Raw genomic sequence first — 25,352 nt, 5'->3', positions numbered from 1 at the left:
TCGTCCACTCATTTTTTGACTTCAATTTTGGGGATTATGGAACTTACAGAGAATAAACTAAAGCAGAGAGTACAGCGTAATATACTGACTGTATCAGTATTGATTCTGGTAGGAAAGTTTATAGCATATTACCTCACAAATTCAGTTGGTGTTCTGACCGATGCCATGGAGAGTATTGTCAACGTTGTTGCTGGGGCAATAAGCTTGTTTAGTCTGTGTCTTTCGGAAAAGCCTAAAGACCAGAATCATCCTTTCGGACATGGAAAGATTGAACTTATATCGGCTTCTATCGAAGGTATATTGATTTCGATAGTAGGAGGAATGATTATTTATGAAGGTATTAAGCGTTTGCTGGTACCTACCGATATTCAGAAGATTGATGTAGGTATCTATATCATAGCTGCATCCGGGCTTCTTAATTACCTGATGGGATGGTATAGCATAGCTGTAGGAAAGAAATACGATTCGATTGCTCTCGTTGCTGGCGGAAAACATTTACAGTCGGATACCTATTCTACTATTGGTCTAGTTGCCGGACTGGTATTGTTGTATTTCACCGGCATAGCTTGGATAGATAGTGCGATGGCCTTGATTTTCGGTTCGGTAATTATCATAACAGGAATTTCTATTCTGAGAAAAACTACCGATAATTTGCTTGATAAGGCAGACATTAATCTGCTTGCCGATCTTGCCGATACCTTGAATCGAAACAGAAAACCCGAGTGGATTGACATTCATAATGTAAAGGTTTTGAAGTCGGGCAATTCTTTGTATATGGACTGCGACTTGACTATTCCATGGTATTATAATATCGAACAAGGTCATAAAATAGGGGCACGTTTGCAGGAAGCTATGAAAGCTAAATATTCAGACCATGCTGTATTGAATATTCATCTTGATCCATGTAATATATTCGAAACACCTAAGTGTAATAAGTGTATGTGCACTGACTGCCCGTATCGCAAAGAGAAGTTTGTAGCCGTGGAAGAGATTAATGTTACGACTTTTATTCGTAATGAAGTTGAATTCAGCGAATAGTTGTAGATGATAGAAAAAGAGTTTTAAAATCTTAATCCAATAAAGATGAGGCTGCCTCAAACTAGAACAGCGAAAGTAAAAATCTTATAGATTAAAACTGATAAATAAAAATCTCCTGCTTTAGCCTTTGTTTATTATAATGATAGGACTAAAAGCAGGAGTTTTTTTATGTTGTAATTTTATATAGATGATAAGTAAGCCTATCTCTTTATTTTGAGACAGCTCCCCTTCTTCTTATAGCTGATAATTTTTTGCGATTAGTTGCTCAGGTTAGGATTAGCTGCTATTGCTTCTTTCGGAATCTGAAGCGTATAACGTGAATCATCCTGCTCCAATACATACTGTTGACCGTTTAATGTTTTTTCGATGCGCGGGCGAGTTGTACGGCGCAAATCGAACCAGCGGTGACCTTCGAAAGCAAGTTCTCTGGCACGTTCATTCAGTATTTCTTTTATCAGCTCTTCCTTACCTAGGCCTTCTACCGATGCTTTCTTTTTAGCATACGCTTCGGCCGTATAACGCTTCTCCATCAGTTGTAGCAGACGTTTGCGAGCTTCAGATAAGTTGTCCGACTGTGCTGCTGCCTCAGCACTGTTCAGGTATAACTCTCCTGTACGTATTGTACAACGGAATTCTGAACTTCCTCCTTTTTTCGATTTGCGGTTTCCGTCCTTGTCTGCCTGGGCAAAGTAAGCATCCTTGCGAAGGTCGCCTTCCTGATACATTACCAGAAACGAAGGAAGGACAGATACGGCATTCTGATAATTGTTGTTAATGGTATATTCCAAAGCATTAATAGCTTCTACCGACTGATATTGGTTAGGCAGCTTAAATCCGTCTGCCTTAAAATCTTCCAATACATTTTTAGTCTTAAGAGCCTCTTCCGCCTGTGCGTAAGCATTCTGCCAGTCGCCCATATAGAGGTAAACGCGTGAGCGGATAGCCGGAACGCATACTTTGGTAAAACGGTAGGAGAGAGCAATGTCATCCCATTTTTCCACATTCAGCAGCGCTTCGGCACTTTTCAAGTCGTCCAAAATCGAAGTATATACCTCGCTAACTGTATTGCGGAACAGCTGTTTTTCCAGATCTGTATCCAGTTTCAAAGGGATGGATTTTGTAGCCGGAGCTCCCGGTTTGGTATAAGGCTGTCCATGCAGATTTACCAATATGAAATGCATATATGCACGCATCAGATAAGCTTCTCCGGTAAGCTGTGCTATTTCGTTCTGACTTCCTTCGTTTATTTCATCGTGATGCTCGATAATGAAGTTAGCAAAAAACAAAACTTCATAATAATTGGCCCAGTCGAATGATACGGTCGTGGTAGAAGTTGTCGTACCCTCCCAACGTTCGATAGCTCCATATTTATCCTGGTCGTTTTTGTTGCTGACAAACATTTCGTCAGCACCCATACCCGCAAGTCCCCGGTCCGCGGGAACCGTTGTACAGGCGTTCAGCCATAAGGCACGATATTCAGCCAGCGTATGCGGAATAACACTTCCGGTAGGCTGGATATCCAGATATTTATCGCAGCCGGTCAGCAAGAAAGTCAGACAGGCAAAAAATAAACAGATATATTGTTTCTTCATTGTCGGTTACAAGTTAAAAGTTAAGATTCAGACTGAATGTAAATGACTTCGGAATAGGCTGTGCATACGGATTACCCATTGTTTCCGGATCCAGATAATTGCGATAGCTCGATCCGAAGACAAACAGATTACGTCCTTCCAGTGCTACAGTAGCCTGACTGATACCCAGTTTCTGTATCAGGCTGAATGGCAATTCATACCCCAGACGAATGCTTTGTATACGCATGTAGTTCTGTTTCTTTACCCACAGGCTGGAATACGCATACGGATTCACAGCTCCATCGAGGAAGAAATAGGCATCCATATCTGTATTAGAGTCTACCAGCGCCGGCATTGTACCATTAGGATTTTCCGGAGTCCAGCGGTTCAGAATATCACGGTTGGTGTTCTGTCCGCGGTCGAACGAGGTCAGTGAGTAGCTAGGCTGTACACGTACATATCCTCCCGCATTGAAAATACAGTTGATACCCAGTTCCCATGCCTTGTAGGTAAAAGTATTGTTGAATCCTCCGGTGTAAGGCGAATCGGTTGTTCCTATATACTCATACTTGTTTCGAAGTTCAGCATGACTCAGGTTGTATGTACCGAAACCGAATTCCTGCACCTTAAAAAATTCCTTCATCGATTCTACTTTTCCGGTTTCTTTGTTGTAGAATGTCATCTGTCCGTTTTCATCTATACCCGCATAAGGGAATGCAAAGATAGCTCCAGCCGGATAACCTTCACGGCTAGGATAAATGGCATCTTCTCGTATGGCTTCTTTCAACACCTTATTCTGGTTGTAGGCAAAGTTGAAAGTCGTAGTCCACATAAACGACTTGGTATGGATATTGCGTGTAGACAATCCTATTTCGATACCTTTATTTGTCATGCTGGCCCAGTTGATGTTTGTCGAAGAAAAGCCCGTTTCCAGCGGAAGCATCTGCATGCCTATCAAGTCCACTCCTTTGCGGTAATAATAGTCCACACTCAGGTTGATAGCCTGATTCAATACAGCAAAATCCAGTCCGACATTAACCGAATGAGTCTTTTCCCAGCGCAGCTTGTCGTTTGGTGCAGAGGTTACCACAATCATGTCTTCCGTATTTCCTGGTAAGATAGGGGTAGCATTCGATTGGTATTTCCCCAGCAGATACGGAGAAGTATTCTTGTCGATGTTTCCTTGCAGACCATACGATGCACGGATCACCAGATTATCCAGCCATTTCGCATTTTCAGTGAACGGTTCTTCCGATATACGCCACAGTGCACTGACTGAGTAAAGTGGCAGGTAACGATATTTCTTGTCAACTCCAAACAAGTCGGAACCATCGAAGCGGATACTTCCTCCCAGTGTATATCGGTTCAGCAGTGAGTACGACATTGTAGAGAAAGCCGAAACATATGCATTTTCTACATTCGTTTTGGTATGCAGAGGAAACGCCTGCGAGTCGCTGGGGAATACTACCGGCTGGTTGGTCATTGTACGGCGGTCATATCCGTAACCGGCCGAATAAAGGGTAGTAGCCCATGTACGGCGAAGTTCAGAACCTACCATGATTTCAAATTCATGAATATCAGCATATGTATCGCGATAAGTTCCCATTGTTTTCCACGTTACCTGAGAGTCTGAATTTTCGTAAGCCTTATGAAACCCTCCTTTCTGAGGAAGGAAAGACGTACCGTTATAGCGATGGTTTTTGTGTTCCAGTCGCATGGCAAAAGACTCCTGATCGGCAATCTGTTCGCGCGAGGTCTTGTCGAGCTGCAACCCTACTTGTGACGTAATCTTGAATCGGTCGTCAAAGCGAAGCTCCACATCGAAGATGGAAGAAAGCGAATTGATGGTTGTTTCATTCGATGTATTCTGCCGTTCTTCAAACGTATTGAACAGCAGATCCGAATTTCCATTCTGTATATCGCTGTCGTACACATAGTTTCCATCCTTATCGTATGGAGTCAGGTACGGATTGGCAATGCGGGCATAGAACATCGGATTTGTAAATCCGTCGGTAGACAGGTATGAACCATTCTTACGTCGGTTTACAAAAACAGATGTGCCGAATTTCAACATCCGGTTCACTTTATAATTAGCTTTCATTACCAGATTCAGACGGTCGGAAGATACATTCGGAATATTTCCCTGTTCTTTCGAGTACCCTAACGAAGTATAGTACGTAGCCTTTTCGTTACCGCCCGACAGACTCAGGTTATATTCCTGACTGAACGCGTCCTGCAACAGTATATCATTCCAGTCTGTATTAATCAGGCGTAAAGCATTGATTTCATTCTGAGCCTCCTTTGAGAGTGCATCCCAGCCGTCTTTCTTGAAAGCATCAATGGCATTGTAGCGGTTCAGGATGCGGTATATTTCTCCCTTTTCGGCGTTCATGGCATAATCACTTTTCATCAGTTGCAGTTCCAGATCGACCTTCTCAGACGCATTCAGCAAGTTCAGACGGTCGATATTCTGTTGAGGCGACCACGTGAGGCGCGTACTGAAGTTGATTTTTGTCTTTCCGGCCTTACCGTTTTTGGTGGTAATCACAATCACACCATTGGCCGCACGTGCACCATAAATAGCTGTTGCGGCAGCATCTTTCAGTACTGTGATATCAGCAATATCGGCAGGATTCAGTCCGGCGATGGAAGACTGCTGTACATCGTCGATATTCTTCAGCGACTCCAGACTCGGGATATCAGTACCTTCCAGTGGAATACCGTCGAGCACCCACAACGGGTCCTGTGTACCGTTTAGCGATGAAGTACCGCGGATACGAATCTTTACCGGAGATCCGGGAGCTCCAGAAGTCGAAACAGCCGAAAGACCTGCAATTTGTCCCGAAAGAGCCTGGTCGATACTTTTTACCGTACCGATACGTCCTTCCGAAATGTCAATCTTAGCAACGGCAGCTGTCAGCTTGCGACGCTCCACTGTCTGGTAACCGGTCACAACCACATCGTTCAGCATCGTCGACGAAGGCTGTAAGGCAACGTTATAATGAGTCTGTCCCGATTTCAGTTCAATCTGCTGTGTAGTGTAACCAATATAGCTTAATTGTAATTTCTTTACTCCGGAAGGAACGGTAATAGAGAAGTTTCCGTCGATATCGGTGACAACTCCCAAAGACATCAGGCTGCTTCCGGCTTTCTTCAAGTCGTCGGCAGAAACATACACAGACACACCTATCAGTGGCTGTTTGTCATCATCAGCAATTACGTTACCGGTAATCACCTTGTCGGCCGCCCATGCCGCACAAACGTGCACAAGGAGCAGCAAAGTCAATAATAAGGATTTCTTCATTGAAAAAAGATTGTTATTGATTTGGTAAAAAATAGTTTAGCATTTGTTTTTGTGCATCGGCACAGGGACGGTTTAATCCTTTAGTCCCAGTGCCGTATTGATACGCAGAATCATATCGTCATAATGATAGCGTGCTGCCGTATCCGATGTGTTGCGTCTTGACTCAAGCAACTTCTTGATGCGCAACAATTCACCTCGTTTGACAGAGATTGCATCCGATATACGGTTTACTTGTCCGCCGTAGAAACTCAGTTCACGTCTGGCTCCCATGCGTTCTGCCTGTTCAATAGCAAATTCATTGTGACTGCACCACGGTGTGTGATGGAACAGATACGGATTGCCACTGGTAGCAGTCAGCTGCTTGTTGATTTTTACACCTTCACTTTCGGCGGCAGCAGTAATCAGTGCGTCGAGGAATCCTTTCTGCAAGTTACGCTCCATCACATCGGGAGTACCTCCCTTGATGGTGGTCGCGAAAATGGAGTTGTGCATCTTGTCCATCATTTCCACTACGGTGAAAGCCTTTTTGCCATTCTTCAGTTCGTTTTCCAGCATACGCATCAGTCGGTCGTTCGAGAGCAGATCCCAGAAAATATATCCCTGCGTATTTTTCAGAATCTGGCTTGGCGCATATTCTATTACTCCCGTCGGGTTTTTACGCAACAGGAAGGTATAGTCGGAAATTTCCGTATCGAACAGCCAGCGCGGGTAGCAAAGAACTTCGTTCAGCAGAAAATCGAGTGATGCTTCCTGCTTTTCCTTCTCTACATAGGTATATGTCTTGACTCCATCGCCTACAGTCGTATTTTCTATGTAAATACCTCCGATGTTTGCCATTACATGATACAGATAGTTGTTCCACTGGGTAATCACCGCGTAATACAGGCGCGAAGCCTCCTCGTACGTCTGTCCTTTCTCTCCCGTAGTCGTCCACTTGATGATTTCAGGCACGATACGTTTCAAGTTGGCTATACCCAGTTCCGAAGAACGGACAGGATCGTCACCCAAATCTTCGTTCTGTGCTCTCGGATCGACAGCCGAACGCGGATCTTGTGCCTCGCTGTATTTATACAGACGTCCGTTATGCTTGTTCAGGAAATCGTATAACACATCTTTTTCAGCTTCCGGAGTAGGCAGACCATACCAGCGGTAACCATATTCGATGGCAAAAATATCATACGGACCGATGTGTGGCGATACAGCTGTAACTCCGTCGCCTGGCTGTGCCACATAGTTATAGCGGGCATAGTCCATAATAGACGATGCCGTAGAGTTCATCTTATCTGTAAAGCTTTTCGAACGGAGCGAATCAGTAGGGAAAGTCCACGATCCCATCATGTTGTGGCGCAACCCTAGCGAATGTCCTACCTCGTGACAGGCCACAAAACGGATCGCATCTCCCATCATTTCGTCCGGCAGTTTGGTTCCTCGTGCTTTCGGGTCAATAGCTCCGGTCTGGACGGTAATCCATTCCTGCACCATCGAGATAACATTATGCCACCACATGATGTCCGCTTCCAGAATCTCTCCCGAGCGCGGGTCGAGAATAGACGGACCCATCGCATTGGCTTTCGATGAAGCTGCATACGTCACTACCGAATAGTTGATGTCATCAGCATTCGCCGCTATGCTATCAGGCAGTTCCTTGGCAATAATTGCATTTTTAAATCCGGCACGCTCGAAAGCTACCTGCCAGTCTTCTATACCTTGCTTGATGTATTTTCGCCAGCGGTAAGGGGTAGAGTTTTCGATGTAGAACACAATCGGCTTTTCCGGTTCTACCAGTTCTCCGCGCAGATATGCCTCACGGTTTTCCGGCTTGGGTTCCAGTCGCCAGCGCGTAATGTATTTTTTCTCTTCTGTTTTCTGTTGGGAATCGCTGAAATAGAGCAAGTCCTTTGTGAAATATCCCACTTTCGGATCGTCCAGACGGCCCATCATCGGCTTCTCGGGCAGTAATACCAGTGAGGAGCTGACCTCTACGGTGACATTTACTGCCGACATACCTTCGCGTACTTTCGTGGTAAGTTCGGAAGTGGCTACGATGTTGTTAGGAAACGCCTTGATCGACATGATGCGTGACAAGTCCTTTACAGCAGATGTCCCCAGATTGATATTGTCGAAGACATTGTTGATGCTCGTTTCCGATCCGTCATAGATGTCGTTTATCTGGATGATTACTGAGGTTGAATCGGCATTGCATGCTTCCAGCTTGAAATCGGCTATGAGCGGAGAGATAAAGTTATCGCGCACCGAGCGGGTGATAGCATCGTTTTCGGGCGATTCCGGTAACGGACGGCTCTGGCGCACCCTGATTTTTTTCTCTTCCTTGTTCCATTCAAAACGTATCATCTGTGTTTCGTAGTTTGTACCACGGTTTACACCTGCGTCATTCAGTTCGAAGGGCACTCTTTGCAGCTTATTCACAACCAGCATGTCGCGCTGAAGCAATGACACGGGGATTTCGAAATAATATTTGCCATCCTGGGCATATACATTAAACATGCCACGAGAAACCAGGTTGCTCTCGGAGGCAATCTTTTCAAAATCGGTTTTACTGACTTCTTCAGTTGTTTCTTTTTTCTTGTTCTTCTTCCACGGGAAAACTTTAGCTTCTGTAGATGTATTGTAATAGCTTGCATTACCAGCCGACGCATAGACTGGAATGCATATCAAAGCTCCTGCTAAAGCACGTAATAGTAGGGGTTTGTTCTGTATCATACAATGGTTTCGTTTGAGGTTGTAATAAATTACAAAACTTCAAAGTTAGTATAATTGTTCAGATATTTTTTATAATTGTCGCATATTTATTAATAATTAAGTATTATTTGTATTTTAATGTTCTCTTTTGCGGCTTTTACATAGCTGTATTTTATGTCGCGTGATTTAGGTTAAGCATTATTCGGATAGAGGTACTGAAGTGGGATGATTATAACTTGCGCTTGTTTGAGGAAAAAATTGCTGTAGTTTTACCAAATTCTTCTCGATGTTTTTTTTAAAATCGTACAATTTCCGAAATGTTTTGTACAAAAAATAAGAGGTTATTGCTGATTTGTTAATTGATTGATTTACTTTGTTTTATATAATTATAGAAGCTTCTTGTAATAAGCGCATGTATTCATGGGGAATTTATGGATTTTTTTGTCAAATTGTAATGCGTGTGATTAAATTCATTTTACAATAGACTCTGTAAAGTATATCTGTTTATCTGAATGACCGGTTTTATGTTTTTTCTGTATCAAAGGAATTTATTGGGATTTTGTTTATATTTGCAAATCTTGAATTTAAACATTACTTATGAAAACTAAACATTTATGCTGTGCTATGGCTTTAATCGGAAGTCTGGCGATGACAGAAATTTATGCACAACAAACGATTGTGGCTTGCAACGGGAAGACTTATAAACAGGGAGATACGCTTGTTGTCGGCAAGCCTGCTTCTTCGGGTTATTTATATATGCGGTCAGTTGACGGACAAGGAAGTTTGAGCCCTGTATACGAACGAGATATTGTCGGTTCAAAAATGATTATTACTTCTGTCCCTGAATATGATAAAAAGCTGTATGAATCTATGGGTATCTACGAACAGCCAGAAACGCCTCAGATTGTTATGGCTGAGGGAGAAGGAAAACATTTTTGTATTAGTCTGAATGGAGCCTTGACAAGTGGAAACATAATGTCCGATTATATGCCTTCGGCTGTTGAAGGAGCTGTAGATTTGACTCCGTCGATTTTATATGTGTATGCTTTGAAACTTTATCAGACAGCCGTAGACGAAAAGGTTATAGATAGATATGCGTCATTGTGTGTTCCTGAGGAATTTGAACAAGCATCTGCAGATCCGTTCGCTTTAGAAGAAATACGTAAGACCTATCAGGCAAAGCTTCTTCAGGAATTAGAAAAAGCTGATTTTTCGAAGGTATTCCGTTTGAAATGTTTGTCAGAACTTCAGCAATATGATATGAATAAAGGGTGTTTTCCTTTGTCTGGATTTTCTTGTGCTGACGTAAAAACTAAGCAACAGAAGGATTTAAGTAAACTTGGCTATTGTTTATGGGAAGAATGTGCTTTCCATTTTACTAATACTTCTTATTTTACTTCCCTTCCTGTAGATAAAGCACGTGCCAAAGGTTTTTACGATATGAGAAAATATGCTCGTGTTCCTGCTTACGACAAGCCTGTAGCTACCTTATATGTGTATGTTAAGTTTAAGAAGGAGCCTGTAAAACTTCCAGAACAGAAAATAATGGTTTATTCAAAGGGACAGAATTTTGATTTTAGCTGGTCAACTTTAAATAAGGCTTATGGCAAGAAGGCATTGAATATGGATATTGTTCGAATAGATGGATATAATGATTTACTTCCTTATGTGAATGGAGAAGTGACATATAATTACTTAGGCAGTGTCGCTTTATAAAAGAATGGAGCTGTATTGCGAGTTACATACGATACAGCTCCATTTTTCATAGAACAATAATTATTATTTATTAGGCGAATCCCATTTGTATGTCTGATTGCAAGTAATGTTCAGTGTCTGATTGCCGCTTTGTATACGGAAATCACCCTGTTCAAGGATCCATTTACCGTCAGCTCCAACAAAAGCAAGATCACTGGCTTTGATAGTTAAAGTAACGGTTTGTGTTTCGCCTGGTTGTAATTCCACTTTTTTGAAAGCACGCAGTCTGCGGCTTTCGGGAACGAGAGAAGCAACCAGATCGCTGCTGAACAGCATTACAGCTTCCTTTCCTACGAGCTTTCCGGTATTGGTTACATCTACAGAGAACTGAAGTTCGTCGGTTGCTGTAAATGAAGGATGATTCACGCGCAAGTTGCTATATTCAAATGTGGTGTAGCTCAATCCGTAACCGAATGGCCATTGTACAGAGATAACTGCATCATAGTCGTAAGCTCCTTCCATCTTATCCATTTCTTCGCTTACCCGATAGTCGTATGTAGTAAGTGCTGCCTGATGGCGTGGATAAGTGTACGGCATCTTGGCACTCGGATTAGCGTCACCTGCCAGAATATTTGCCAGTGCATCTGCTCCGTAGTTACCCGGCAACAGAATATTGATAATTCCGCTGGCAAGAGGTTCCAGATCGTTTATCAGACGAGGTCTGCCTTCGTTCAGTATCAGAATAATAGGCTTTCCAGTGGTAGCAAGTGCCTTTACAAGTTCACGCTGGCTGGGTGAGATAGCCAGGTCGGAAAGATTACCCGGAGTTTCGCAGTAAGAGTTCTCACCGATGCAGGCGATGATGATATCTACATTCTTTGCGGCAGCTACAGCTTTTTCTATTTCCGGTTCATTCTCTTCTGTATAAGCACCTTCCGGTTTGTAAGTTACACCTTGTTCCAGTGTTACATATTCGCTTCCGAACTTGTTGCATAGGGCTTCGTAGATGGTATTATACTTACCGGCAAATCTGTCGGCAAGGTGTCCTTGCCATGAGTAACTCCAGCCACCGTTCAGACAGCGCATAGAGTTTGCATTCGGACCGGTAACCAGCAGTTTCTTGCCTTTAGCCAACGGGAGAATATTATTTTGGTTTTTCAACAGAATTTCTGATTCTTCGGCTGCACGAAGGGCCAGTTCTGCATGTTCTTTACTGCCAAACAATGGATATTCTTGGGTTGGAGTGTTAGGGTACTCGAAGAGTCCAAGACGATACTTCAGACGGAGGACACGACGTACGGCATCGTCTATGCGACTCATCGGCACTTTATTTTCTTCAACCAGTTCTTTCAGCAATGTACAGTAGTTCAGATCGTATGGTTCCATGGCCATGTCTATACCGGCATTGATAGCTATCTGGATGGCTTCTTTTTTATTGGCAGCAATGCGTTCGCGGGTGTACAGGTTGTTGATGTCGGCCCAGTCTGTAATCAGCATTCCGTCCCATCCGAGATCCTCTTTCAGCCATTTGGTAAGCAGTTCATAATTAGAGTGTACGGGAACTCCATTGATGGAACCGCTGTTTACCATGATAGTCAAAGCGCCTGCTTCAACACATTCTTTGAAGGGAGCGAAGCATTTTTCACGTAATTCCGATACGGGAATATATGCGGGGGTACGGTCTTTTCCTGTACGCGGCAAGCTGTATCCCATGTAGTGTTTGACTGATGTGGCAATGCGGTCGGCAGGTATATGATTGGGATCATCACCCTGAAATCCACGGACTGCCGTGCTTCCCATGATAGAATTTACCAGACAGTCTTCACCATAGTTTTCCCATACGCGCGACCAGCGTGGATCGCGTGACATGTCTACAGTAGGAGAGTAAGTCCACGGGCAGTTGCTGGCACGTGTTTCGTATGCAGTTACACGTGCGGCTTCGTATGCCAGGTCGGGGTTGAACGAAGCACCCAGATTGATGTTCTGAGGGAAAAGGGTGCCATCCAATGTATAGGTCGTTCCATGGTTTTGGTCCAACCCGTAGATACATGGGATTCCTATTTCTTTCATCGACATAGACTGGATTGTTCCGATAATTTCCTGCCATTTGTCTTTATCTTGTGCCACCGGCCCCGGAGCGTTCAGGAATGAACCTACTTTATATTCTGCAATGGCCTTGCGCAGTTTAGCTTCGTCAAGCTGGAATTCTCCATCGACAAAACCTCCCAATACATCAATGGCAAGTTCGGTCATTTGTCCGATTTTCTCTTCCAGAGTCATTTTCGAAAGAGTGGCTTCCACCTGTTGCTCTAATTTTGCGTCTTTGGCAATTGCTGTTGCTGGAGCTGCCTGTATGGAACAGGCAGCTATTGTGAAAGCAAATAAACTTGATGTTATTTTCTTGTGTATCATATAATGTGTGTTTTTTGAGAATGATTTATTGTACGCTTATTCTGTCTACATAATATCCGTGGCCAATGCAGAGGAAACCGTCTTCTGTCTGAATCTTGTCCAGTACTTCCTGAGTTAATTGAATTTGTTTTACTCCGTCTTCCTGGAATTCGATGACGGCAGTACCGGGCAGATCGTTCCACCAGCCTGTTGTGGTGCGCAACTGGTGATATTCGTCGGCAGAGTTTACTGAATAGTATATGCTTAATACGGCTCCTGCTTTTATGCTGGCGAATACATCCTTTCCGATCAGGTTGAAAGTCTTGTTCGGATTGTCATCGGGTAAATCCCATGATACATAGTGATGACCTTCCCATAAAACTCTTTCTGAAGATACAACTACTGTCTGTTCTGTGATATTTCCTGCAGTGGTATAGAACATGACTTCTTTTCCTGATGTGGTTCTTCCGGTAAGTGTGTATTCACCATCTTCCAGTGAAGGACAAGTAAAGGCTATCTCGGTTTCCGACTGACGGATAAAGCTGGAAACAGTCTGTCCGCCGAAAGTGAACGATTCTATCTGATTGAGATTGATACCTGTCATTACCCATTCGCTGTTTGCTGTAGTACGTTCTGAGCCAGCTGTGATGAGTGCGTCACTGGTAACGGTTACTTTGTTTCCTCCGTATTCATTGCCACCGTTATCTACAAGAATAATCCGATAGGTTCCGTCTGCCAGTCCTTCCGGAACGGTATATTCAATGTAGCTGTTTTCTCCGTTTTCTGTGTAAGCGATATCGGTTGCTGTTTTTCCGCCGATAACGATGCTATTTACTTTATCAAGGTTGTTGCCGTAAAGTTGTGCTTTTGCTCCAGTAGTAATGATGCGTTCGAAGCCGATTTCGGTAGCCCAGGGATCATCTGCCAAAGGATTGACCTGAATGAGTCCTTCACGGTAAGTCGATTTGCCGATGCTGGTTGTAGCGGTCACTTTCAAATGATAAATTCCTGCTTTCAGAGTGAGGTCGATTTCTTTTCCTGTCTGTATTTCTTCTCCGTCAATAAACCATGTAACGGTTGTATAGTCGGCAGGAGTCACAGTCAGTGTCATCGAGAAGTTGGCATCACGGCTGATATTTGAAACTACCGGCAGTTCACCGTTTACTCGGTCGGGAAATAAAGGGTCAAGGATTCGGGGATCGTCATTTTCTGTTGCTGTAGAAAATGGAGTTTCTTCCGTGCAGGCGATGAGTACGAAGCTCATTGCAAGCATGATTAATAGTATGTGGTATATCTTTTTCATATCTGAATCTAATTAAAAAATGATTGTTATTTTGTTGCATCTTTGTCCCACCATACCGGAGTGTACCAGTTGTCTGTTCCTCCCATGCGGTTTAGAGCCTCTTCGTAACTTACTTTATTGTAAGATGATTCCAGAACCGGGTAGCAAAGACGTACTGGAATTTCAGTACCGCCGGTCAGATATTGTCCGAAACCGTATTCAGCAGGTGATTTCAATTTCGGATAACCAGAACGGCGTATGTTTGCCCAACATTCAGCTGGATTAGTGAAGTGGAGAATCCAGGCCTGTGTATTGATGGCTTCTTTTTTCTGTTCGTCAGTATGTCCGATTCCGTTTTGATTTATATATTCTTCGAATGTTTCATCCGAAACCTGGTCGCATCCATAGCTTTCTGTCAGGAAATCGATAGCTGCACGTACTCCTGTTCTGTACAGTTCGTCTATAGACTTACTTCCTGTATTCCATCCTTTGAGAGAAGCTTCGGCCAATAGAAATTCAACTTCTGCGTATGTCATGACTACGCCGGGGTTTGTACTTTTCAGAAAGTTGTTAGCCAGTTTAGGTTCTGTTTCACGAGCTACTGTTGTGCTTATGGAAGGATTGGTTTCTGCAAGCTCCTTCAAAATATCGCTGTCATATCCACTAGGCCACGGATCATAGCTGAATGCTCCCGGTTCACATGGCTGGAAAGCGATACCTTTTTCCAGCATTTCGTTTGTCAGATCGATGCGGTTATCGGGGCTGGTAGAACTCATCAGGCCATCGTAATAGCAGCGTCCGATCATAAACGTACGAGGATCCCCTGTGTTATACAACTGATTGAAGAGAGTAGAACATAGATAGCTTGGGTTATTGGCCGGATCGTTACCGAACAACAGTTGTGACAAGGCATTTCCACGGTAGTCTGTATAGGCTTCTTGTCCGAAACTGAATGATTTTTCCATGTATTGGATAAGTGCATTGTCATCATTGCTTTGGAAGATTCCACCTTCGTCTTGCAGGGCTGCCTCAAACTCTTCCTGAGCTTTTTGAGGAGCGACATTGGAGATACGCATGGCAAATCTCATTCTCAAAGAGTTGGCAAGTTTTTTCCATTTGCTTACGTCGCCGTTGAAAATAACATCACCTGTAATTTTGTCTTTGCTGGCATCCATGTTGTTGCCGGCAGTTTTGAGTTCTGTGAAGAAATCGTTGTAGATTTCTTCCTGTGTATCGTAACGTGGGTTGAATTTCTCTTCCAGAAAGCCTTTGCCTGCTTCACTGCAAGGTACATCTCCATGAATATCTGTAATGACCGACATAAGGTATACTCTGTAGATACGTACTGCCGAATTGATATTTACTTTTTCAGCATTATCGGCTGTACGATATTGAGCATCTGTCAGATTTTTGATAGCTGTGGTATAGAATGTTGTCCAGACACGTCCCATTTCATTATTGTCGACAGTATGTCTGCCTCCATAGTTTGTTGTATTCCAACATCCCATAAGTTGTTGGTTGAATGCATACAGGTAGTTTCTGTAAATTTCTACCATTCCTAGATCACCGTAAGTCTGTAGCTGGGCTGTGGTAAGCTGTGCATTCGGATCGATAGTTGAGGCTTTCGACGGATCTGTATTCATATTCTCCATATACTCATCGCTACATGCTGTAAAGAATATGATGAATGCCGCCAATATCAGGGTAAAATATGATTTATAGTTTTTCATTGTATTTCTTCTTTAATATATTACGTAATGAACTATCTTTAGAATTTGAGATTGACATTGAATCCGTAACTTCTGCGTGATGGGAGTGAACCATATTCCAATCCCATACCGGTTGTATTGTTATAGTTTGAATCCGGATCAATATTTGGAATATTCTTCCATACGATAAACGGATTACGTGCAACGAATGAAACTGTGAGTCCTTTTACTACGTTTTTCAGCCATGACTGAGGTACTCTGTAGCTTAAGGTGATTTCACGGCATTTGATGTATGAATTGTCGTAGATAAACATTGACGGAGCATTTCGGCAGACACTCATCCAGTAATCTTCCGGGTTAATGTAAATATCATTCGGACGATAAGTTCCGTCACCGTTATCAATTACACCCGGAGCAATGAAACCACCGGTAGGAGTCCAGTCGGGAGAACCTTTGGCAATACCTGCGGCCTGGCGTTGTTCTTCCGAGCGATACCATTCTTCACGGCCTGCGAGTGTTTCTTTACTTTTACCAGATTCATAAGAAGCACGGGCAGACATAGAATAGAGGTCAGCTCCGACTTTGATATCGAAAAGAGCAGAGAGAGATAAGTTTTTATAAGTAAGCGTTGTTCCAAGACCTCCGGTCCAGTCCCAGGAAGCATTACCCAGTACATGATTGCTCTTGTCGTACTGTGGAAGTCCGGTCTGCGGGTCTATAAGAATATCTCCGTTTTCATTGCGTTTGAAGTCCGGTCCTACGATGGCTCCGAAGTTCTCGCCGACTTTTGCTGCAACTTGTACATCCAGCCATGCTGCTTTTTCAAGTTCGAACATGTCCATGCCATCTACCAGTTTCTTTACTTTATTGCTGTTCTTTGAAAAGTTCAGGTTCAAATCCCAGGAGAAATCCTTAAGTTCTATCGGACGTGTGTTAAGTGCGATTTCGATACCTTTATTTTCAATTTCACCAGCGTTGATCAGGCGGTAGTTATAACCGGAAGTCCATGAACTGGCCATACCCATAATCTGATTCTTACTGTTTTGAGTGTAGTAAGTAAAGTCGAGTCCGATACGGTTCTTCAGGAACTTCATCTCCAGACCAAGTTCGAAAGAGTTGGTCTTAGTCGGTTTCAAGTTTTTATTAGGCATTGTCGAATTGTTGATGTATCCGATGGTATAGCCCGGGTAGGTGAATTTCGATTTGCTGTACACCAATCCCAACTGATAAGGGTCGGTGTCGCTACCTACTTGTGCCCATGATAAACGGAACTTTCCGTAAGGCATCAGGTCACTTTGTTTTAGTAATTCCGAGAATACAAAACTTCCGGAGAATGACGGATAAACATATACATTGTTTCCGATAGGCAGGGTAGACGACTGGTCGCCGCGTAAAGTTGCATCGAGATAAACCAAATGTTTCCATCCTACGTTTACTGCACCATAAACCGAATTGATTTGTTTACGGTAACTGTTCTGTTCCAAGCTGGTTTCATTGAAGCTCATCAGGGCTACTACATCACGAATTTGCATATCCTGGGCAGTAGTGACGGTAGTCTGATTGTTGACCTTGTAAACGTTTCCTCCCAATGTTGCATTGAAATCGAAATCTCCCCACGTATTGTTATAGAGGGCAAGTAGTTCGAAGTTGTACATGCGGTTACGGAAATTACTGTTCTGCAAATAACCGGCTTCGTATCCCGGGGTAGTAGGAGCTTTGAAATCTTCGAATATGAAATAGTTCAGTTCTGCACCGATTGTACCTTGCAGTTTCAGGTGTTTGTTAATGTTCCAGATTGCTTTTCCATTGAAACGGAACTGGTCTTTCTTGGAATTGTTGGAGTTTTTGTAAACGTCCCAGTAAGGATTTACGTTGTATGGGTCCATACCATTCCAGTTGGAATATTCACCGTTTTCATCCTGATAGTTTTTCAGCCATTCCTGATCGTAGGTTGTTGCCAGAGTCATCAGGTTCTTTCCGATGTTCGATTTGCTGTCACCCAGTGCCGGACGATTTTTTACAGCTTCGCGAGTATAGTTGGCACTGAAGTCAACATCTACCTTTCCCAGACTGGTGTTGGTACGCAGGTTGAAAATGTCACGGCTCATGTTCGACTGAGGAACAATATCTTTGTTTCTCATATCGGTATAGGTGAAACGTACACCTGTATGTCCGCTGTTGGCACTGATGATAGCTGTATTGGTAGCTGTCAGACCTGTTTGGAAGAATCCGGAAGTATTGTCTGGAATGATGAGATAAGGACGTGCTACACCGTCAAAATATGTCAGCATATTACTGCCGTCAGCTTTTGGTCCCCAGCTTTTGTTCGTATTTGAAATGGCATCGATGCTGTATGTTCCGTTGCTTCCCATACCATATACCTGCTGTATATCGTTCCATTTAGCCAACTGAGTATCGAAAGTGAGTGTACCATTATATTCTACACTGAATTTCTCTTTTCCATTGGCTTTTTTGGTTGTAATGAGGATAACTCCATGACTGGCACGGCTACCGTAAAGAGCAGATGCAGCAGGACCTTTCAATACAGACATGTTTTCGATATCATCGGGATTAATACTGGAAATTCCGTCACCTAAATCGAAACCTCCTGAAGTACCGGCACTACCATAGTTGGTATTATCAAGAGGCACACCGTCGATGACATACAACGGCTGGTTGTTTCCTGTCATTTCTGTGCTACCACGCAAAATAACTCGTGTTGATCCGGAAGGACCTCCGGCTGTCTGGCTGACTACAAGTCCCGGAACGCGACCTGCCATCGAGTTGATTACGTTTGTTTCCTTGGCTTTTGTAAGCGATTCGCCTTTTACCTCATCAACTCCGTAGCCCAATGCCTTACGTTCTCTTTTGATACCTAATGCAGTTACTACGACTTCATTCAATACCTTACTGTCTTCAGCCATGACAATATTCAATGGCTTTTTACTTGCTTCTATTTCTATCGTTTTGTAGCCAATGTAACTGATAACCAGTGTTGCACCTGGAGCTACGTTTAATGTAAACTTTCCATCTAAGTCGGTGATGGTTCCGTTGGTAGTATTTCCTTTTTCTATAACTGATGCTCCGATAACGGGACCGGTAGCATCGGTTACAGTTCCGGTTACAGTGTGGGTCTGTTGCTCAACAGCAGAATGAACTGGTTGGGTAATTGCTTTCATCGGTGAAATTCCACCTATAAAACAAAGTGAGAGTGTGCCACATAATAGTGTGTACCTGCAATTTTTTGTTTTCATAGATTTGTTTGTATTAAGATTAATAAACTTTTATCCAGTCGATATACATGTTTACCTTCTCTCCGTCTTTTAATGCAGTGATGGCATTGACGTCTGTGATGCCGGTAAAACTTCCACCTACAGCCAGATTGAACAGGATGTAGAAGTTATGGTGAAAATATTCATAACGTCCGCTGACTTTGCTGATGTCGAAAGTGTAAAACTTGGTTCCGTCTATGCTTACAGTCAGACTGTTTTCATTCCATTCCAGCAAGTAGGTATGATATTTCCCATCTTGCAGACTTTGTGGAACATTATCGGCATGGTACTCCTGACGATGTCCGCTTTCGTAGTCGGTTCCATAGTGGATGGCTGTGTTGAGATAGGTTTCAGACGTACCGTTGATTATACCGTTTTCCTGTCCCATTTCCATAATATCGATTTCTCCGCACTGAGGCCAAGGCATATTATTGTCGCCCATCATCCAAAATGCAGGCCATAGACCATTTGCTGTTTGGGGAAGCTTGATGCTTGCTTCTATCTTACCATATTGAAAACTTTTTTTACCTTGACTGTTTACTCTTCCGGAATAGATTTTGTCTCCTTTCCGTTCTGCCGTTAAAATAAGTACAGATCGTCCTTCATCTGTCCCGGTCGATACATGTGCTGCATCATATATTTGCAGTTCTTGATTTACCCATCCGGCTTCGTGTTCTTCTTTGGTCCATACATTGCTGTCGAATGTTTCGAAGTCATCTTTAAATACAACTTTTTCCTGAGATTCTTCCTGCGGATTCATGTTTACTTCATCGGATGAGCAGGACTGATACATTGAGCACATTGCCAGTGCCAGTAGAATTTTTACTTTTTTCATATTACAGATATTTATGGGTTAAGATCATTATCGGTTCGTAGGGAGCCCGGTTGTAGCTGCGGTGACTAATACGCCGTGTGGCTGTTGAGCTCTGTGCAAAAGTGGGGATTGTATGCAAATAAGATGGTCAGATAGCTGACATATAAGGTTTGATTGCTGACATTTCTACTGGAAGTGATAGTTTTATGACTATCTGAAACAGCTTTATGCCGGTGAAAAGAGTCGTTTTTGAGAGAAGAAGGCATAAAAAAAGCCGGTAAACTGTTTTTTTACCGACTTTCTTATGTAAGACTAAATGAATTTCTTATTGCTTGTCTGATGATGAGGCTGAACTGTCCTGCTCATATTTGCTGGGCTGAATGCCAAATTGTTTTTTGAATAGCATGCTGAAATATTTTACATTTATAAATCCTGTATCAGTAGCTACTTCTGTCACGTTTTTGCCTTGCTTCAGCAGTTCGGCTGCTTGTTGTAATCGGATGATACGGATAAACTCTTGCGGAGCTTTTCCTGTCAGCGATTTGAGCCGGCTGTAAAAAAGAGTACGGCTCATAGCCATTTCCTGACACAGACTGTTGATATTGAATTCTGCATTGCTGATATTCTCAATGACCAGTTGAGTAGCACGTATCACAAATGCATGGTCACTTTCGGAAAGTGCCGGCTGGTTATCAATGGTGTCATCACTTTGTTGAGCTGGCTGGTCAGGAGTTGATGTGGTATTGTTTCTGCCATTTTCTACCTCTTTGAGAGCTTGTCGCATGAAGAAATCTCGCTGACGATTTCTGTTTTCTATGAATCCGCGTACCTTTAACTTTAGTATTTCTGTACTAAAAGGTTTGGGGATATAATCGTCTGCGCCTTTTTTCAATCCTTCTACTACGGCATCATAATTGGTTTTGGCAGTGAGCAAGATAAAAGGTATACCGGCTGTATCCGGATTTTCTTTTACCATTTGACATAATTCGTCCCCCTGAGTCCCCGGCATCATTACATCCGATAAGATCAGATCGGGATATTCATTCGACAGATAATCGAGAGCTTCTTTCCCATTTGCGACATCAATGACACGATAATAGTGTTCAAAGGTCTTGCGTAGATAGTAGCGCAATTCTTCGTGATCTTCTACTATCAGCAACGTATCTTTACCTTCCAGTTTCTCTTCAACCTCTTTCTTCTCTGGTGAAGAATATGTAGTATTTTCGTTTTGTTGTGAAGGTGATGATAGGTGTGAAGTAGCCTGAAGTGTTTGTGATACGGCAGCTGTATTATGAGCTTTCTGTAATGTAACAGAGAATGTTGTACCTTTGTTTACTTCTGATTCATAAGATACTTTTCCATGTAGCATCTTTACAATACGCTGTACCTGCAATAAACCGAATCCTGTGCCAGACTCGTGTGATTCTCTGGCATTTTCAGCCCGGTATACACTGTTAAATAAGTGTTTTCTGGCTTTGGAGGGTATACCGATGCCATTGTCTTTTACTTCGATGATAACTTTTTGCTTATTATATCGCAGACTTATTTCTATATTTCCGTGTGATGGAGTGTACTTGCATGCATTGGAGAGTAAATTGTCGAGTAACATTTCCATTAGATGTCTGTCTGCCATGGCATATACATCCTGATCTGGTAATGAAATATGCAAATGCAACTGTTTTTTGTCGCATAGTGCCTGGAAGCTTGCACATTCTTCAACAAGCAGTTCACTCAGATTTACAGGTTCCAGTGTGATAGACTTCTTGTGTGTATCTACTTTCTCAAACTCCAGCAGTTGTGTGATGAGAGTGTGAAGCTTGCGCGTGTTGTTACGTGCCATATCCAGCAGCTGACGTGCATCGACAGATAGTTCCTGTTGTTTTCCTAAATCTTCCAGTGGGGCCATAATCAGTGTAACCGGAGTTCTGATGTCGTGAGCCGTATCTATGAAGAATTTGATTTTGTCTTCATCATATTGCTTCTGAAGCTGGTTGCTCTTGAAGCGGAGGATAAAGTAAAAAATACCTCCTACCAGACAGATATATACTATCCATGCATACCATGAGTTCCACCAGGGCTGTGCGATTTGTATGGGTAGTGTCTGCTCGGATATAATTTCTCCATTACTTTTTCTCAAACTGCGTACTTTGAGTGTATATGTTCCGGGAGATACATTGGTATATCGTACAGATCCGTTTGAAGATAGATTACTCCATGACTTTTCGTATCCGTCTAAAATATACTGATAAGCAATGTCGTGCTGGAACCGATAGTTTATAGATTCGAAAATAACGACAAACGAATTGTGGCTGTATCCCAGATGGACGTCCTTATCGACTAGCATCTGATAGATGCAGGGATGTAGCTGTCTGGCTTCATGCGGATTGAGATATTCAACTCGTAAATCGGTAAATCGCAGTGGAGCTTGATAATCTACCATCATTACTGCGTCGGGAGAAATAAATACAGCTCCGTTAGTGCTTCCGTATGCAAATCTTCCATCAGATAATTGGGTATACGATGATTTATTATATACTTTGTCTATGTCATAGATATAATTCAAATTTGATACCTGGAAGTCTTTAACAATAGCCAGTCCTTTTCCTGTACTTGCCCATATACCTCCCTGGGAATCCCGTTGCAGACTGTATACGTCGTCAGACAACATACCTTCGTGGGTAGTAAATGTTTTCAGCTCGTGAGTATTCATGTTATATAAACTCAGTCCTCCTCCTTCTGTACCTAACCATACTGTTCCGTCATCATTAAAAAGCATGGAAATGATGTAAGCACTGGCATTTTGCTCATTGAGATCTTGAGTGGTAGCATAAGGTTTGACAGTTCCACTCTGTTTGTCTATTATGCAGAAGCCGTTTACTGTGGCTACTGCTATCTGATGATGGTTTATAGCCATAATGGAGTGTATCCAGTTCACATCGAACACCTGTTTACGTTGTCTTGATTTGTCCCATTTAACCAGTCCGCCATCAAGTCCCCCAATCCACAAGTCGCCGTCATAATCTTCGGTGATCGAGAATATGTAGTTGGTAGTCAGTTCTCCTTTTCCTTCTGTGAGGTGTGTGGTTGTTTTTCCGGACTTATCTATTTGATACACACCGTCTCCGTAGGTTCCGGCCCATATATTGCTGTCTTTACCTTTGCACAACGTTACGGTAACGGTTGATTTCAGTATATGTTTCCAGATGCCGGAGGGAGTTAAAATACTGATTCCGTCGTCAGTGGCAAACCATATATCACCGTTGGTATTTTCTTCGATATCATTGACATTATCGTTTGCCAGCGATTGTGGATTACCTCTTTCATGGTTGAGGATAGTTATAGGATATTTCAGGTAGATAGCAACAGATACTCCTCCCGTATAACTTCCTATCCAGATATTTCCCTGATGATCGCGGGTTACGGCATAAACTCCATTTCCTTGCAGGTAGATATCGCTGTTATCTTCTGTATTGATAAAAAGATTACTTCTTTTAGTTTCCAGATTGACTGTATGTACACCTCCTCCATCTATTCCGATCAGTAGGGTATGGTCGTCGTAGGCTGTGATGGCCCGGATGGGACTGGAAAAGCAGGAGTTCTGTTTTTCGATGTGTTCTACTATGCCAGTTGTCGGATCCAGTGTCCATAGTCCATTATTGAATGTTCCGATCCAAAGCTGTTTATGTGCGCTATCATAAAAAAGAGTTTGTACGTTTTTGTTCTCTGTGAGAACTTTGGTGTGCCGAGGATTTGAACATGATATATATAACACTCCGTTGGATGTTCCTGTAAATAGAGAATCTCCTACACAGATAATGTCATTGATGTACTTATTCGGAATAATCTGTGAAACAGCTTCATCGGGAGCTTTTTTGTATAATCCTTTACTTAACCCCAGCCATAATGTTCCGTTTGGACCCATACAGAGCTTATTCAGGATAATTTCTCCCTTGATAGATTCGCCTAAATATAATTCTTGTTCGAAACTGTCTGTATCAGGCCGGTATCGATAGATTCTGCCAGTGTGATCGTATGCCCATAATCCGTACTTTTCGTGATACAGTAAGCGGATTCTGCGTCCAGCCATATCACCATAATAGAAGTTTCCCTCTAAGGTATAGTTTTTTACCATCTGGCCATTGTATCGGTCTATACCTGCTTTTGTTGCAATCCACATTGCATGATGGTTGTCTTCTACGATTGAAAACACTCGTTGGCTGCTAAGTCCTTCTACGTGACCGATATGTCTGATGTTGAACATCTTGTTTGTCAATTCAGCCTGAGCAGTAGTACTTATAGCCCATACAAGGAGAATAATGATATATTTCAGTAAGATTTTCATGCGGTAAAGTTTATCAAAGACATGAGGTCGTTTTTCATAAGTATGATATACTGATTTTGTTGGTGATTCAAGGATTATTGTAAAAATAGCTGTATGCAAAATCATTTGTCATATATTGCAAAAATAATTAAACTAAATCAAATATGAAAAACGCATGTGAATATAACTTTTCTATTTTGCTGTATAGTTACTTTTGTCGGTCTTTCATGATTTCTTCTGCATGATCAAGTGCCCAATTGGTTAACATTTTCAATATTGGCATTAAACTTTCACCTCGTTGAGTCAACTTATATTCCACGCGAGGGGGAACTTCCGGATAAACGGTGCGTTTTATCAGTCCGTCTGTTTCTAAAGAGCGTAATGTAACAGTTAGCATTCGTTGTGAGATCTCTCCGATACTTTTCTGTATGTCATTGAACCGCATAACTCCGTTGGTATGAAGGGTTGTTAAAACCAGCATTGCCCATTTGGTACTAATGCGTGCGATGATATCTCGGATAGGACATATACCTGAATGATGAAAGTTTTGCATATATTAACAGTTTGTAAATGCTTGTTTTATAATAATACTTACACTGGTGTAAGTGACTGACGTTGATGTGCCTTCTTGTATTATCCGGGTAAGGTCGATACATTTGCAACACAAAAGTAATAAAGTTACTAATAATAACTAATGTATATTTAAAAAAAACTAGAATTATGGCAAAGCGTGTTGCAGTATTAGCCGTCAATCCGGTAAATGGATTGGGGCTGTTTCAGTACTTGGAAAGTTTTTACGAAAACAAAATTGAGTATCGTGTCTATGCCGTAGCGGAAACGACTGATATTCGTACGAATTCAGGTATCGCACTTCGCACAGATGATACTGTAGAACATTTGAAAGGGCATGCCGATGAGTACGATGCACTGGTCTTTTCTTGTGGAGATGCGATTCCTGTTTTTGGAGAGCATGCTTCAGAAGCTCCTTATGTTGCTATGATGCAGGTTATTAAGGAATTTGCAGAAAAAGGTAAACTGATGGCAGGGCATTGTGCTGCTGCACTGATGTTTGAAATAGCCGGTGTGACAGAAGGTAAGCGACTTGCCCTTCATCCAATGGTAAAATCGGCTATAAGCAAAGGGATTGCTACGGATGCTGAGTATGAAATTGATGGCAATTTCTTTACGGCACAATGCGAACATACCCTGCCTTCGATGATGCCTCAATTGATTGAAGTACTGAAGAAATAAATCG

The 25,352-nt window shown here is 42.5% G+C and carries 13 protein-coding genes; 3 read left to right on the top strand and 10 right to left on the bottom strand.

Translation table 11 applies throughout. The features are described 5' to 3' along the window. Positions 1–36 precede the first annotated feature (36 nt). Positions 37–1,038, top strand: a complete 1,002-nt coding sequence (locus ACDG22_RS14865) for a cation diffusion facilitator family transporter (RefSeq protein ID WP_370858955.1) — start codon at positions 37–39, stop codon at positions 1,036–1,038. A 257-nt stretch (positions 1,039–1,295) separates the two neighbouring features. On the opposite strand, the gene ACDG22_RS14860 is transcribed toward ACDG22_RS14865, so the two are convergent. The 3 genes from ACDG22_RS14860 to ACDG22_RS14850 form a co-directional block, all read right to left on the bottom strand. Beyond that, the gene (locus ACDG22_RS14860; RefSeq protein WP_178269953.1) at positions 1,296–2,630 is read right to left on the bottom strand and encodes a RagB/SusD family nutrient uptake outer membrane protein; all 1,335 of its coding nucleotides are present in this window, start codon (positions 2,628–2,630) and stop codon (positions 1,296–1,298) included. 13 nt (positions 2,631–2,643) lie between these two features. Next, positions 2,644–5,913 carry a SusC/RagA family TonB-linked outer membrane protein gene (locus tag ACDG22_RS14855; protein WP_178269954.1) on the bottom strand — a complete coding sequence of 1,090 codons (3,270 nt, stop codon included), beginning with the start codon at positions 5,911–5,913 and terminating at the stop codon, positions 2,644–2,646. A gap of 72 nt (positions 5,914–5,985) precedes the next feature. Then, positions 5,986–8,634, bottom strand: coding sequence for a zinc-dependent metalloprotease (locus tag ACDG22_RS14850; RefSeq protein ID WP_118483981.1), 2,649 nt, complete (start codon positions 8,632–8,634; stop codon positions 5,986–5,988). A 576-nt stretch (positions 8,635–9,210) separates the two neighbouring features. On the opposite strand from ACDG22_RS14850, the gene ACDG22_RS14845 reads away from it, so the two are divergent. Then, a complete protein-coding gene (locus ACDG22_RS14845; RefSeq protein ID WP_040311773.1) occupies positions 9,211–10,329 on the top strand; it encodes a DUF4852 domain-containing protein in 1,119 nt (372 codons plus the stop codon). Positions 10,330–10,392: 63 nt separating this feature from the next. Here ACDG22_RS14845 and ACDG22_RS14840 read toward each other — a convergent pair whose 3' ends face one another. The 7 genes from ACDG22_RS14840 to ACDG22_RS14810 form a co-directional block, all read right to left on the bottom strand. Next, a complete protein-coding gene (locus tag ACDG22_RS14840; RefSeq protein ID WP_370858954.1) occupies positions 10,393–12,720 on the bottom strand; it encodes a glycoside hydrolase family 3 N-terminal domain-containing protein in 2,328 nt (775 codons plus the stop codon). 25 nt (positions 12,721–12,745) lie between these two features. Beyond that, positions 12,746–14,002 (bottom strand): hypothetical protein, encoded by a 1,257-nt coding sequence (locus ACDG22_RS14835; RefSeq protein ID WP_370858953.1) that lies wholly within the window; start codon positions 14,000–14,002, stop codon positions 12,746–12,748. Between the two features lie 26 nt (positions 14,003–14,028). Then, positions 14,029–15,711: a SusD/RagB family nutrient-binding outer membrane lipoprotein gene (locus tag ACDG22_RS14830; protein WP_370858952.1), complete on the bottom strand. Its 1,683-nt coding sequence runs from the start codon at positions 15,709–15,711 to the stop codon at positions 14,029–14,031. A gap of 38 nt (positions 15,712–15,749) precedes the next feature. Next, positions 15,750–18,944: a SusC/RagA family TonB-linked outer membrane protein gene (locus ACDG22_RS14825; protein WP_040311849.1), complete on the bottom strand. Its 3,195-nt coding sequence runs from the start codon at positions 18,942–18,944 to the stop codon at positions 15,750–15,752. Between the two features lie 19 nt (positions 18,945–18,963). After that, positions 18,964–19,797 (bottom strand): glycoside hydrolase family 16 protein, encoded by an 834-nt coding sequence (locus ACDG22_RS14820; protein ID WP_370858951.1) that lies wholly within the window; start codon positions 19,795–19,797, stop codon positions 18,964–18,966. 304 nt (positions 19,798–20,101) lie between these two features. Beyond that, positions 20,102–24,118, bottom strand: a complete 4,017-nt coding sequence (locus tag ACDG22_RS14815; RefSeq protein WP_370858950.1) for a hybrid sensor histidine kinase/response regulator transcription factor — start codon at positions 24,116–24,118, stop codon at positions 20,102–20,104. Between the two features lie 187 nt (positions 24,119–24,305). After that, the gene (locus tag ACDG22_RS14810; RefSeq protein ID WP_370858949.1) at positions 24,306–24,650 is read right to left on the bottom strand and encodes a winged helix-turn-helix transcriptional regulator; all 345 of its coding nucleotides are present in this window, start codon (positions 24,648–24,650) and stop codon (positions 24,306–24,308) included. Between the two features lie 167 nt (positions 24,651–24,817). On the opposite strand from ACDG22_RS14810, the gene ACDG22_RS14805 reads away from it, so the two are divergent. Then, positions 24,818–25,348 carry a DJ-1/PfpI family protein gene (locus tag ACDG22_RS14805; RefSeq protein WP_007567107.1) on the top strand — a complete coding sequence of 177 codons (531 nt, stop codon included), beginning with the start codon at positions 24,818–24,820 and terminating at the stop codon, positions 25,346–25,348. Positions 25,349–25,352 lie beyond the last annotated feature (4 nt).

It is taken from the genome of Phocaeicola coprocola, from assembly GCF_041333015.1.
GTDB classification, from domain to species: Bacteria; Bacteroidota; Bacteroidia; order Bacteroidales; family Bacteroidaceae; genus Phocaeicola; species Phocaeicola coprocola.
This window is presented reverse-complemented; position numbering and strand designations above follow the sequence as displayed.